This is a genomic window from Paenibacillus sp. ICGEB2008 (assembly GCF_000307675.1).
In the GTDB taxonomy this organism is placed as follows: Bacteria; Bacillota; Bacilli; order Paenibacillales; family Paenibacillaceae; genus Paenibacillus; species Paenibacillus polymyxa.
This window is the reverse complement of record NZ_AMQU01000006.1, coordinates 85,836-99,356: the sequence shown is the minus strand read 5'-3', so window position 1 is coordinate 99,356 and position 13,521 is coordinate 85,836. Positions and strand designations below refer to the sequence as shown.

11 protein-coding genes and 1 pseudogene are annotated in these 13,521 nt (G+C 43.5%); 3 read left to right on the top strand and 9 right to left on the bottom strand.

The window, feature by feature from the left end; genetic code table 11:
- Positions 1 to 203 precede the first annotated feature (203 nt).
- The gene (locus C400_RS0103920) at positions 204 to 794 is read left to right on the top strand and encodes an RNA polymerase sigma factor (RefSeq protein WP_017426032.1); all 591 of its coding nucleotides are present in this window, start codon (positions 204 to 206) and stop codon (positions 792 to 794) included.
- Positions 755 to 1,822, top strand: coding sequence for a DUF4367 domain-containing protein (locus C400_RS0103915; RefSeq protein ID WP_017426031.1), 1,068 nt, complete (start codon positions 755 to 757; stop codon positions 1,820 to 1,822). Before C400_RS0103920 ends, C400_RS0103915 begins: the two co-directional genes overlap by 40 nt.
- Positions 1,823 to 1,911: 89 nt before the next feature.
- Here C400_RS0103915 and C400_RS0103910 read toward each other — a convergent pair whose 3' ends face one another.
- The 4 genes and pseudogenes from C400_RS0103910 to C400_RS0103895 all read right to left on the bottom strand — a co-directional run bounded on the left by C400_RS0103910 (position 1,912) and on the right by C400_RS0103895 (position 5,894).
- Positions 1,912 to 2,487: a histidine phosphatase family protein gene (locus C400_RS0103910; protein WP_017426030.1), complete on the bottom strand. Its 576-nt coding sequence runs from the start codon at positions 2,485 to 2,487 to the stop codon at positions 1,912 to 1,914.
- A 173-nt stretch (positions 2,488 to 2,660) separates the two neighbouring features.
- Positions 2,661 to 3,371: an SDR family oxidoreductase gene (locus tag C400_RS0103905; RefSeq protein ID WP_016822505.1), complete on the bottom strand. Its 711-nt coding sequence runs from the start codon at positions 3,369 to 3,371 to the stop codon at positions 2,661 to 2,663.
- Positions 3,372 to 3,450: 79 nt separating this feature from the next.
- Positions 3,451 to 4,029, bottom strand: coding sequence for a TetR/AcrR family transcriptional regulator (locus C400_RS0103900; RefSeq protein ID WP_016822504.1), 579 nt, complete (start codon positions 4,027 to 4,029; stop codon positions 3,451 to 3,453).
- A gap of 364 nt (positions 4,030 to 4,393) precedes the next feature.
- Positions 4,394 to 5,894: pseudogene (locus C400_RS0103895) on the bottom strand (malate:quinone oxidoreductase).
- A gap of 621 nt (positions 5,895 to 6,515) precedes the next feature.
- On the opposite strand from C400_RS0103895, the gene C400_RS0103885 reads away from it, so the two are divergent.
- A complete protein-coding gene (locus C400_RS0103885; RefSeq protein ID WP_228552464.1) occupies positions 6,516 to 6,794 on the top strand; it encodes a hypothetical protein in 279 nt (92 codons plus the stop codon).
- A gap of 137 nt (positions 6,795 to 6,931) precedes the next feature.
- Here C400_RS0103885 and C400_RS0103880 read toward each other — a convergent pair whose 3' ends face one another.
- The 5 genes from C400_RS0103880 to C400_RS0103860 all read right to left on the bottom strand — a co-directional run bounded on the left by C400_RS0103880 (position 6,932) and on the right by C400_RS0103860 (position 13,322).
- Positions 6,932 to 8,494 (bottom strand): sigma-70 family RNA polymerase sigma factor, encoded by a 1,563-nt coding sequence (locus C400_RS0103880; protein WP_017426029.1) that lies wholly within the window; start codon positions 8,492 to 8,494, stop codon positions 6,932 to 6,934.
- Between the two features lie 93 nt (positions 8,495 to 8,587).
- Positions 8,588 to 9,451, bottom strand: coding sequence for a hypothetical protein (locus tag C400_RS0103875; protein WP_017426028.1), 864 nt, complete (start codon positions 9,449 to 9,451; stop codon positions 8,588 to 8,590).
- Between the two features lie 95 nt (positions 9,452 to 9,546).
- The gene (gene araA, locus C400_RS0103870; RefSeq protein ID WP_016822498.1) at positions 9,547 to 10,971 is read right to left on the bottom strand and encodes an L-arabinose isomerase; all 1,425 of its coding nucleotides are present in this window, start codon (positions 10,969 to 10,971) and stop codon (positions 9,547 to 9,549) included.
- Positions 10,972 to 11,011: 40 nt separating this feature from the next.
- The gene (locus C400_RS0103865) at positions 11,012 to 11,707 is read right to left on the bottom strand and encodes an L-ribulose-5-phosphate 4-epimerase (RefSeq protein ID WP_017426027.1); all 696 of its coding nucleotides are present in this window, start codon (positions 11,705 to 11,707) and stop codon (positions 11,012 to 11,014) included.
- Between the two features lies 1 nt (position 11,708).
- The gene (locus tag C400_RS0103860; protein ID WP_017426026.1) at positions 11,709 to 13,322 is read right to left on the bottom strand and encodes a xylulokinase; all 1,614 of its coding nucleotides are present in this window, start codon (positions 13,320 to 13,322) and stop codon (positions 11,709 to 11,711) included.
- Between the last annotated feature and the right edge of the window lie 199 nt (positions 13,323 to 13,521).

Below are 13,521 nucleotides of genomic sequence, written 5' to 3'. Positions count from 1 at the left end.
CATTTTACCATCCCCCCACTTCCACAATATACCTTTAACTCTATAAAACTAATTACGTGGGTGATAATTGATCTGCTTTATCGTATTCTCTTAAAGAGTCGCTAGAACATTTAAAAAAATTTTAGACAAGGTGTCCCTTTCGGTCATCTTCAATTGTTATACAGATATAGTTTGCTTTTTGATCAGAGGGGGTGCCTAAATCTTTGAATGAGGACATCGAATACAGAATCAAACGAGTTCAAGCCGGCGAAATCCAGGATTACGCCTACATTGTAAAGGAGTATCAGCGTCAGATTTTTGTGTACTGCTGGAGGCTATTAGGAAGTGAGCAGGAGGCAGAAGAGGCTGTGCAGGATATTTTCGTCAATGCTTTTGAGAAAATCAGCAGGTACAAGCCGACAGTGGGCTTTTCCTCATGGCTGTATAAAATGGCCTATCATCACTGCCTGAACCTGATTCGCAGGAAGAATCTACAGCGCAAATTTAAACTTACCCTGTTCACCTCAACTAACATGACTTCAGACAGTCCAGCGCAGGTTATGGAACGTCAGCTTTTCAGTGAACCGCTGAGCCGAGCGTTGGACCAACTGAACGCGGAGGAGCGTAACCTGCTGGTGCTGCGCATTTTTGAAGAAAAAACGTTTGGAGAAATCGGGGAAATCATGAACAAAAGCGAGGATGCTATCAAGAAAAAATACGGCAGGACAAAAACAAAGCTCAAAAAAATAATGGAACCCCTAAAGGAGGACCAAAAATGCGTGAGTTACAAGACAGAATTCAAAAACAAAGCCTGAAATACACCGATCTGCAAGACAGGGGGTTCAAAAACATGGACAAGCTAACCGAGCCAGAGAACGCTTTGAAAATTCAGGCTTTTGACGTCTCTGACAAAGTGATGGAACAGGTCTACCAAAAGGAGATGCCCAAAAAAGGAAATATCGGAAAAATCCATTTTCAGCCTCGCTTGACTGTCCCCATCATGATTTTGCTTTTTGTAGTAGGGGCCTCTGTGACCGGATACGCAGCTTCACAATATCTGGAATTCCGTAACAGCACGGGTAATGTCGTATTAAATACCGCCAAAACCCCTACCGAAACGGACGCCTCCAAAACGTATACCTCCACCTACGAACGGTGGAACGAAGAGGTGAAGCGCCGTTTGCAACCAGGAGAATATGCTGCTTATTACGTCAAAGACGATTCCATGAATCAAAAAAACCTATCTAATCCTGCCCTGTTTGCGTACAAACCGGCTGAACTTTCAAGTTTCAACAGCTTACAAGATGAAATCAAGCGGACTGAGGCTCCTTTATTCAACAACCCTACTCACCTACCGGATGGCTATCAGTTTGAATTTGGATACGTCTATCCAGTCGCTGCATATCCTGGAATGATGGATAAAAAGGAATATCGCGCTTTAACCGATCAACTGATGCAACAGGCCAAAGCTGCACCGGAGGGTGAAAATCTGTTTATTCAAAAGCTAAGCTGGGACAAGTCAGACTCCTCCTTTGCCCGGTATGCGAGAGGAAACGACTATGTAAACATTACCGTCACCAAATACACTCCTGAAGTCACAAAGACGACCATCATGCAAAATGAACAGGATTCGGCTGAGCAAGTGACAATCAAAGGAACCAAGGTCTATTACATCAGGGCAAGTGAAGCAAGCAAGCCCTTGGAAGCAGGAAAAAACCGACTGGGATGGCTCGATGAAAAAAGACATTTACACTACAACATATCCGATAACCAAGACAGCCCGCTGACCAAAGAAGATTTGGTTAAAATAGCCGAAGATTTGCTTAATGGTTCACCACAATAGCTGCAACGGTAAGATTTAAAAAGAGACTGCCCTTCGCCAAGGGTAGTCTCTTTTTAAAGAATAGTCCCTATACCTTTCCTCACAAACCACTACCGCATACACCATAACCTTTTTACCTCGACTAACTCCTGATCGTTGAACTTCATTCTGTATACATCTGGTTTGGATGTGTGTAGTAGAAAATCCAAGTCGTACTGCTTGTCATAATACCCCATCATTAAAGTCATAACCGCCCCATGAGTGCCTAATGCAACTTTCTGTCCTCGATAGGTTTTTAACAATTCTTTTAGAACTGCTATACTTCGGTTCTGACAAACCGTATTAGACTCTCCTCCCTGTAAAGCAAAGTTTGGATCAGAAAATGACTTATCTAATAAAGGGAATAATTCCTCATCGGGCATTCGGTGGTCTTCATTCAAAAAGATCCTTTCTTTAAGATCCTCGAATACTAAAACTTCTTGTCCTGAACATCGGGCTAATTCTTGGATGGTTAGGATTGCTCGTTGATATGGACTTGAAACGAAAACCCCGATCCCCTCTCCTTTCAGTAATTCCGTTATTCGATAGGCATCTGACTTCCCTTTATCCGTCAACCCTCTAGTTCTTTCATTTCCTTCCGTCTTCGGTGATTCGCCATGTCTCACCATGTAAATGAAAGTTTCCAAAATAGCCTCCTTAAAGGATATCGTTTTGCTCTCGTGATTCCTGAAACCGCCCATTGGTTATAATTTTAGAGCAAATCCTTCGGTATGACCAATCCAGTCTGCACTCACCATACACGAACTGATAATTGCTGTTACAATGTCATATATTATCTTTTTCTTTCATGCATAACGCTTTACCACGGAAGCTGATCATCCATGTAATAGAATCCGCCTGTTGGACCATCCTCTGGCAGGGTCGCCAGTCGGACCGCCGTTTTTGCTCCATCCTCCACCGACAGTTCCGCCTTTTCCCCACCCATCTGCGTTTTGACCAAGCCGGGGTGTACGGAGTTAACCTTCAGATGCGTCCCACTGTTTTTTTGTGCCCAGTAGGCCGTCAGCATATTCAAAGCTGCTTTGGAAGCTGCATAAGCCGGGGTAGCAAGCCGCTGCACCCGTTCATTGGAAAGTTGGAACTGAATCGATCCTATAGCGCTGCTTTGGTTGACGATTCTGCCTGCTTCGCTCTTTAACAGTAATGGCAACAGTGCTTCTGTAATCAAATAGGGTGCGAACGTGTTCACCTCAAAAGTATCTCTGAAAGCATCCCCGTCATAACCCGCTTTTTCTGCCAAAATGCCTGCATTGTTGACCAAAATGTCCAGCCGACCGTAAGTCTTCTCAATGAATTGCGCCAATTCCGCGATATGTGCAGAATTCGTAACCTCCAGCTTCACACCGACTGCCTGAATGCCATCTTGCAATAGCCCGGCCGCTGCTTCATCTGCTGCTGTTTTTGTGCGCGCAGCAACCAATACCGTTATCCCTTGCCGCCCCAATTGTCTGGCAATCTCCAGTCCGATTCCTTTGCTTGCTCCGGTAATTAACGCGATTTTGTTTGTCATGATTTATTTCCTCCTCATTTTTATAAAATTGAGAATGATCGTTCTAATAACATGAAAAAAATTTGTTTTCGTGTATCGTCTATGTCTCTAAAATACGTAGATTTAACTCGGCTATCCGTTGCAGCTTTTCTTTCGGAACGGAAGTCCGCACCATCACCCTCAGTCCCGCTAAGGCATTTTGCAGATACTCAGCCAATTCCTTCGCTTCGTACTGCTGTGTGAATTCGCCGTTTTGCTGTCCCCACGTTACGATTTCTGCAAGCAGCTCCTCCGATTTTGCAAAGGCCTTCGTCGCTATCGCATCAATCTCCTCATCCCGAGCTGCTAATTCGACAGCCGAATTCACGAACATGCAACCGGGCGGTACGTCCTCTTCACCATTAATGATAAAGTCGAAAATGAACTGAAGTGCCTGCTTAGCCGTCTGGGATTGCTTGATCCCTGCCGACCATCTACCACTAACTCGCTCTCCGAATCGGTCCATCACTTTGAGAAACAGGGTGTGCTTGTCGGTAAAAGTATCATAGATACTTCTTCGATGGATCCCCATGTGCTCGACAAGATCATTCATCGAGGTTTTCTCATACCCCTGCTCCCAGAACAGCTTCATAGCTTTTTCCAGAACAACGTTTTCCTCAAATTCTTTGCTCCTGGCCATCGTAGCTACCCCCTGACCACTTAGAATAGGTTTGGATTAATTTGCATGACCTTTTGGAAACGATCGTTCTACATTGGTCGCTGATATGTCTTTCTTCTCTGTCTGGCTTTATCCTAACATATCGGGAACGATCGGTAAAGAATTACTTTTCCCCCTTTATAGCCCGCTCCATGATTACTGTAATCACTATAGCAAACACCAATAAACACAGAAGGATTACAAAGTTTCGCACTCGTAAGCAAGCATTTTAGCGGTGGGAGCTCCCCACCGCTAAAATGCTTGCTTATGCGACTGAATACGTATTGTAAGATTACTTTGTATTTTATTAAAATATTTGGATGATCGAGTTACTAGCCATGTAAAATTAACGATGCAGCGGTTCTTTTTCGCCCAGACCCAGCACCTCTGTAGTGGTATTGTGGATCTGTTGGTAAAGCTCTGAGTTTTCCGCTAACGACAATCCATAAGAAGGAATCATCTCTTTTATTTTTGGTTCCCATTTTTCCATATGTTGTGGGAAGCATTTCTCTAATACCTCCAGCATAACGTGAACAGCAGTAGAAGCCCCCGGAGAAGCACCGAGCAATGCAGCCACCGAGCCGTCAGCGGAACTAACCACTTCCGTACCAAATTGAAGGGTTCCTTTACCGCCCTCTGTATCTTTGATCACCTGCACACGCTGACCTGCTACCACGATATCCCAGTCCTCGATTTTGGCATTGGGAATAAACTCGCGTAATTCCTCCAGGCGCTTTTCATTCGATAACATCACTTGCTGGATCAGGTATTTGGTCAATGCCATCTCTTTTGCCCCTGCCGCCAACATCGTGATGAGGTTATTGGGTTTTACGGAACCAATCAGGTCCAGATTTGAACCCGTTTTCAGGAACTTTGGTGAGAAGCCGGCAAACGGTCCAAACAGCAGCGCTTTTTGGTTACCGATGTATCTAGTATCCAGATGCGGGACAGACATAGGAGGAGCACCGACCTTCGCTTTACCGTATACTTTTGCATGATGCCGGGCGACCACTTTAGAATTGTTACATACCATAAATAGTCCACTTACCGGGAATCCCCCGATATATTTGGACTCAGGAATGCCAGTTCTTTGGAGTAAAGGTAGACTTCCGCCACCACCACCGATAAAAACGAATTTGGCAGTATGATATTCGATTTTTCCGTTATCCAGATTATGCACTTTGACTTTCCACGAGCCATCGCTCGCACGTTTAATATCCTTTACACTATGCTTGTATTTAATCTCGACGTTTTTGCTTTTTAAATGGTCAAACAGCATGCGTGTTAAAGCACCAAAGTTGACATCTGTTCCAGAGTCGATTTTGGTTGCCGCAATCGGTTCATTCAATGTACGACCTTCCATAATTAGCGGAATCCATTCCTTCAGCTTTTCAGGGTCATCGGAAAATTCCATGCCTTGAAATAGCGAAACACGTGAAAGCGCTTTAAAGCGCTTTTTTTAAAAAAGATACGTTTTTTTCACCCATTACCAAACTCATATGGGGTATGGGCCTGATAAAGTCCTGTGGATTACGAATCAAATTACTGTTGACAAGAAAAGACCAAAACTGTCTTGAGAGCTGAAACTGTTCGTTGATATTAACCGCTTTACGAATATCTACAGATCCGTCCGCTTTTTCGGATGTGTAGTTCAGCTCGCACAGTGCAGCATGACCCGTGCCTGCATTATTCCATTCGTTAGAGCTTTCTTCTCCTGCACTTGCCAGTTTCTCAAACACTTTAATTTCCCATTCCGGTGCTAACTCTTTCAGCAATGATCCCAGAGTCGCGCTCATGACTCCGGCACCAATTAAGATAACGTCTGTATTTTTCTGAATACTATTCATAAAAACCTTCCTTATCTCTTATATTTGCAAAAAAGAGCAGGCCCTCCTGCTTAACTGACTCAAGAAGCAAGGCTCCACTCAGGAACATACCTTTTCTATCTCCATTATAACTTAAATATAATCATTTAAAAATTATATCTACTTTTATCTGATAATTATAAATCATTTCTGCTAAAAAGTGAGAATTTTCTTGCGAAAATAAAAATTGAACTCAGCTTTTTATAAGAAACATAGCTGATTTTGTTACTCTCATGAAATACAGCTTCCCAATAATTAAATCAACAGTTTATATATATGAATAACCAGGAATTGTTATGTAGGATTTCAAGAATTAATGCGCGATCCATCTTGGGACTGTACGCAAACTGTACAATGCATAGAAATCAAGTAAAATAAGGGACATAAGGCGAAGATCCCCCATGACCTGGACTATTGTTGGAATATTTTCTTTTGTCAGGGAAGAACGGTTTTCGGACTGAAATGCTGAAGAAGCAGAATCCGTAATGATTCTGCAAACCTTGTAGGAATGGGGACTAGAGTGCTATGAGGAAAATAGTAGTTAGTGGGAATACGTACTTGTGGAGTTATAAAACAGTCAGAGATATTTACTGTAGATCCAAGTTGACTATTATTTCTGAAAATAAAGATATAAAATTTATAATTCAGTTTACTACTAAAGATACAATTGTCACTGGTAGCCCTTTGAATGAGGGATTACGTGTGATGAAAGAGGGTAAACAATATTCTATTAATCTGAACCAACCTAAGTATGTTGCTGAAGTGTTGCAGTATATACTTGATATGGAGTTAGATGTGACAGTGAAGAAAGTGCATGAGCTAAATGGTAATGAATTGTTGGTTAGTATGGGGTATCAGGATGTGACTGGACTTTTGATATGAACTAAGCCTGTTCCACATTCAAAATCAAGCAAAGGGCCTTCCCCGAAGGAATGGCCTATTTGTTATGGAAAGATACCTCATTTTTCATGCCTCACTCTTAGTCACTTTATAGAGAACTTGCTGTTATTTAGGATAAGTTACGTATACACCAACTGCTTTCCCTCTGAATCCCAACGCCATGCCAAATCACCTTGTAGCCATAAACCACCATAGCACTCGTCTATTCCCTTTATCTTCACCCAGTCATGTACTCCTGCCACTGTATTCCTCCCTACTTCCGATAATGCAACAACGCATTGGTCAAAGGATGGGGTTGTTTTCTTTTGATGATCAGAAAATGAGTGGCGACCTTGAATCTCCAATAGTGCATGTGGTTGCTCCGACATATTCCTTAAACGATACCAAAATTCCAAATCACCCAGGCCCAAACCACTTATTCGGTTCCCAATCTGCTTAAACAATTCTTGTGGAGTATTTACTCCTTGCTGGATGAGTTCCAAAGTTGTCTGCTCTACGATGCCCAGCCCATTGGCGGTAGAAGGTAGACGAGATAGGTGCAGTTCAAGTGCCGCATGAGCAAAAGGCAGGGCAGATGTGTCTTCGTGCAAAATATCAATATGCCGCGTTATATCCGGGGAGGTATATGCTTCCCAGATTCTTTTGCCCATCTCAAGCTCCTGCTGGCCAATCTGCTGCCACGTGCCTGACAATTTTTCTAACTGCTTCGTTGTAAGCTGTCCCAAGCCCCTAAACGGTTCAATACCTGGGTAGTTGCCGATACACAGCAAGCTCAGTTTGGTTTGGCCTAGGGTTTGCATTGAAAACCAGTACAACAAGTAACTTAGCATCAGCTGGTCGAACAAATCGTGCTCAAACCATAGCACGACTTCGTCGTACTTATGAAAGTTATGCAGAGTCTGCTCCTGAGCCTTGCAATTGGATACATAGTCTTCTGCCGGAATCCCGAGAGTTCTCTCCAAATATTCCACTCTAGCTGCTCCAGATGAGGGCTCGCCCATTTCAAGGAACACCGGACCTACCGGATACACTTCTCTCCAGACCAGGATATCTCCGCGAATGTTCCCTTTCCTCAGCTTGTCACCAACGTGGTCACCGTTGACTATATGTAGCACCGATTCTCCTCCTTCGTAAATATCGTTAAACATGGATACAAAGTCGCTGACAAGCAGCGAAGCTCTCAGATTATTGCGGGCATCGAACAATCGTTTTTTCAGCACGGATGGAGATACACATAGATAGCTTGATATTTCACCGATTGAATACCCTTGAAAATAGTACAGCTGAACCGCCAGTTTTAACTTGTCAGATAAACCCTCGACGGATTGATGAAGCTTCTGATGCCATTCCCTTCTCTCTGCGATAAGCTCCACATCATATTTCTCTACATCCATGACTATAGTTTCGTCCAACGGCATCATCGTGTGCTTCTTCCGGCGCAGAAGGCGATGACATTGGCGTTCGACAATGATCTTGAACCATCCAGGGAACGCCTCTGCTTCCTGTAACTTATGGAGATTGGCAAAAGCCTCAGTGAACGCTTCCTGAACTGCATCCTCAACTATGCTCCAGTCACCCAGCTTGGTAAATGCTACTGAAAAGGCCATCCCACTAAAATGCTGCACGATCTGCTCCCATGCGATTTGGTCGCCTAGCCGAGCTTCCTCAATCCATCGCTGCACCTCTTGCACCTCCTCTGTATGTAAATTCTATATATAAGTGCCGGTATAGCTGCAAATGGTTACTTTGTCTAATTAAACTATCGTTTCCCGAGATTATAAATACTTCATCATGATGTTCGAAACAGTCCGCTGTTGATTCTCCCAATCATAATCGGAGTTATCCATTATAAAAGTTTGAAAAGGAAGCTGCTCAATAATGTGCAATTCTAGCTCTCGTCGATGTTCAAGGAACTGTATATATCCATCGTACCCGTGCAACCCCTTATTTTTTCCATAATCCTGCTCCGTATGGTACCAAATCACAAAATCTAGCCACTCTTGAGGCCTCATCGTTTTCACTCGCTCAATCGTCTCACGGACACTAGGTTGCTTCAGATAGAACAAAATTGGATTAAGGTCCTGAATTTGCTCCGCAATCTGTAATACGTGCTGAACAAATCGATCATTTCCAGTATCATGTCGAGCGAGTAATGCACACCCTGGGTTCTGTAAAAAACAGCATTCGAGTATGACCAGCTTATCCTTTTCTCGCTGATTCTTAGCAAAAGAACTCCAACGTTGAACCATCAACTCGCAATATTTTTCTACAGGTATTCCATCGTAGATTTCATAGCGCCGGATTTCCTCATACAAACTAGAAGGAATTTCATTTTGAGCTGATTGCTGCGCAAGCGCGTATGCGATTAATGAGTCGTTACCGCTTAGCGATACAAATGGATCAATATCATGAAATACATCGGCATAGCTAGACCGGAGCCTATCAAGTTCCTCATTCGGCACACATGCAACCGATTCATAATCAGCGGGATGTCGTAAGTTCCCTTCTAAAAATAGCTCCGATTCTATTCGATGCGTGTTTAAGGTGTCCTGTATATATTGGGATAATGTAGATTTTCCAGAGCCAGGTATACCTTCAACCATAACCAATTTTGTTGCCGCAGATGGTAAATTCGCCATAGTATCACATCCTCATGAATTAAAAATCCTCTGAGAAACAATAAAAAGCATTGGGTCCTGAGGACTGACCCAATGCTTTTATAGATGATCTATAATTATTTAATAATTACGTATTCCAGGTTAACCAGTTTTGCATAAGCAACAATTTGGTCTGTAGTTAGATTCAAGGAAACTACAGTATGGTGACCACCACCGTTTTCAATCCACGCTTTAACTCCATCTTGGAAGTTTGGCTTCACATTCCACAGTACACGAGCCACTGGAAGTTTGGGAGCAGGAACTGTTGGTTCAAATGCAGTAACCTCATTGATCAGCAGTTTATAATGTGTGCCAAAGTCAGCCATGGAAACAACCACACCGTCTCCTGCCTTACCGTCAAACACCAGACGGGCTGGGTCTTCACGATCGCCGATACCTAACGGAGAAACGATAATTTTAGGCTTGTTGCTTGCCAACGTTGGATCAACTTCAAGCATATGCGATTGAAGGATCGATTCCTGACCAGCTGCTAATTCATAGGTGTAGTCTTCCATAAAGCCAGTGGATTGGTTATGGCTCATGACTTTAAGCAGACGGTCCAGCGCTGCAGTCTTCCAATCTCCTTCACCAGCGAAGCCATATCCTTGTGCCATCAAACGTTGAACGGCAAGACCAGGAAGCTGTTTCATACCGTAGAGATCTTCAAAGTTTGTAGTGAAGGCAGTATAACCACCATCATCCAGGAATCGTTTAATAGCAATTTCATAGCTTGCTTGCACTCTTACGCTGGATTCCCAAGCTTCCTTGCTGTAAGTACCATAATCAAATTCATAGAGTTCGGAGTATTCTGCGAACAAAGCATCAATTTCTTCTTCCTTCACAGCATTGACGTACTGAACAAGGTCGCCAATTCCGAAGTAGTCAACGGTCCATCCAAATTGGATTTGGGCCTCGACTTTATCCCCTTCCGTAACACCAACGTTACGCATGTTGTCGCCAAAACGGGCAACTTTGATATTGAAGCTTTCGTTATAAGCAACCGCTACATCCATCCATTCTGCGATTTGCTTTTGCACTTCCGCACGTTCCCAATATCCTACAACCACTTTATTCTGTTTCTTCAGACGGGCATTGATAAATCCATATTCACGGTCACCATGAGCTGCCTGGTTGAGGTTCATAAAGTCCATGTCAATTGTAGCCCAAGGAATGCTTTCATTATACTGAGTAGCCAAATGAAGCAGCGGTTTTTGCAACAATTTAGTACCGCGAATCCACATTTTTGCAGGTGAGAAAGTATGCATCCAAGTGATGACACCAGCAACCTCGTCACGATAGTTGACTTCTTTCATGAGGCTGGTGATTTTGTCTGCACTAACTGCCAGATCCTGCAATACGAGCGGATAAGGCAACACACCGCTTTTATTTAAGGCATCGGTCATTTCTTGTGCGTGTGCTTTCACTTCTGCTAATGCTTCTTCCCCATACAGATGTTGTGAACCTACGACAAACCAGAACTGTTTTGTACCTACTGTTGACATAACATTCATCCTCTTTTCTTCGTTTGTTAGTATAGTTGTCTTATTTTTGCCCGTAGTAAGCGTCTTTCCCATGTTTGCGCAAATAGTGTTTATCTAGAATACGCTGCGGCAATTCTTCAGCAAAATGATTCAATTCCCGTGCGAATAGGTTCATTTTCGAAACTTCTTCCAACACGACGCTATTCATAACTGCGGATTTCGCATCTTTTCCCCAAGTGAAGGGAGCATGACCTTTAAGCAGGACACCTGGCATTGCTAAAATATCCAGCCCACGCTGCTCAAAAGTTTCGATGATGACACGGCCTGTTTCGGCTTCGTAACCACGATCAATCTCGTCTTGTGTCAAGAAACGGGCACAAGGAACAGAACCATAGAAGGTGTCTGCATGAGTAGTCCCCATTACAGGTACGTCCAGGCCGGCTTGAGCCCAAACGGTCGCCCAGGTCGAATGCGTGTGCACAATACCGCCGATTTCTGCATAGTGCTTGTAAAGTACGGCATGAGTCGGTGTATCCGATGAAGGTCTCATCTCTCCTTCAACAACATTGCCGTCAAAATCAACAACTACCATATCGCTAGGTTTCATCGTGTCATAGCTAACACCACTCGGTTTGATAACGAATAAGCTGCGCTCACGATCAACAGCACTTACGTTACCCCAGGTGTATTTCACGAGTCCATGTTTAGGCAAATCCAGATTGGCTTGAAATACTTCTTCTTTCAGCTGCTCTAACACGTCAATTCCTCCAGTTTTCCACTAGATTATCTACAGCAGCCTGCTCAATCGCCAGGCCTTGTGTGTAGCGTTCCAAGAATGTTTCGAATCCCTTAACATCGGAACCGTCGGGATGAATTTCTTGTCCCTCAACATCTCTGAATACTTTTTGGTCGAGGAAGTCTTCCAGACTTTCTTGCTGATCCTTGTTCATCATGTAAGAAGCCAGAATAGCCATACCCCACGCTCCGCCTTCTCCAGCTGTTGCCATCACGGACACCGGAACATCCATAGCTGCCGCGACAATTTTTTGTCCGACAATAGGAGTTTTGAATAAACCGCCGTGAGCCAGAATGCTGTCAATTGCGACATTTTCTCTCTTCGTCAAAATATCCATCCCGATTTTCAAAGCAGCAAATGCAGTGAACAGATGAGTGCGCATGAAATTGGCCAAATTGAAACGGCTCTCAGGGGAGCGGACAAACAATGGCCGACCTTTCTCTATTCCGGTGATATTCTCTCCTGACAAATAGCCGTAGCTAAGTAAGCCGCCGCCATCTGGATCTGCTTCTAAAGCCTTGTTCAGCAACACGCTGAATAATTGATTCGGGTCCGCCTTTTGCCCCATGGCCTCATAGAACTCACGGAACAAGCCCAGCCAAGCATTGAGATCACTTGAGCAGTTGTTGGCATGAACCATTCCGACTGGATTACCATTCGGTGTGGTCACCAGATCAATTTCCGGATATACCGCCGAAAGATCCTTCTCTAATACGATCATGGCAAAAACTGAGGTTCCCACAGACACGTTGCCAGTACGTTTTCTCACACTATTCGTAGCGACCATTCCTGTTCCCGCATCACCTTCTGGAGGACAAAGCGGAATACCTGATTGCAAATCTCCGGATTTATCTAAGATTTTGGCTCCCGCTGCGGTTAGTACACCTGCCTGCTCGCCTGAGATATGAACTTTAGGAATAATGTCTTGTAACTTCCAATCGTAGCCTTTGGCTGCAATGAGTTCATCAAACTGCTTAACCATCGACTCGTTATAATCATGTGTAGTCTCATCAATTGGGAAGATCCCCGAAGCGTCTCCGATGCCAATGGCTTTGTTGCCAGTCAGCAGCCAGTGAATATATCCAGCCAACGTCGTAATAAAATCAATATGAGGAACATGTTGTTCTTCGTTCAATATCGCTTGATACAAGTGAGCAATACTCCATCGCTCAGGAATGTTGAATTGGAATTTATCAGTTAAAGCTTTTGCTGCAGCACCGGTTGTCGCATTCCGCCAAGTACGGAACGGAACAAGCAACTCGCCCTTGCTGTCAAAAGCCATATAGCCGTGCATCATTGCAGAGAATCCTATAGAACCAACCGTATGAAGGGTGATTCCGTATTTTTGTTCAACCTCTTGTTTCATTTCACGATAAGCCTCTTGTAGACCTGTAATAATGCTCTCTAAGTTGTACGTCCAATATCCATCTACCAAGAGGTTTTCCCACTCATAGCTTCCAGATGCGATTGTTTCAAAACGATGATCAATCAGCACTGCCTTGATACGTGTGGATCCAAATTCGATACCAAGTGAAGTTTCTCCCTTAGTAATCGCTTGTTTAATGTCTTGATCCATGCTCACGTTACTCCTCTCTCTGAACAACTGTTATAATCGCAATAATTGAAAGAAGGCGCTTTCTTTTGTTTACAGCCTTAGTATATTTTTTTGTGCGTACATTTGTCAATACAAAACCATAGTTATACTTACAAATACTTTGACGAACCGAGTGTTTTTCTATTTTAACTTTAGTATTTATACAGATAGGACAATAGAT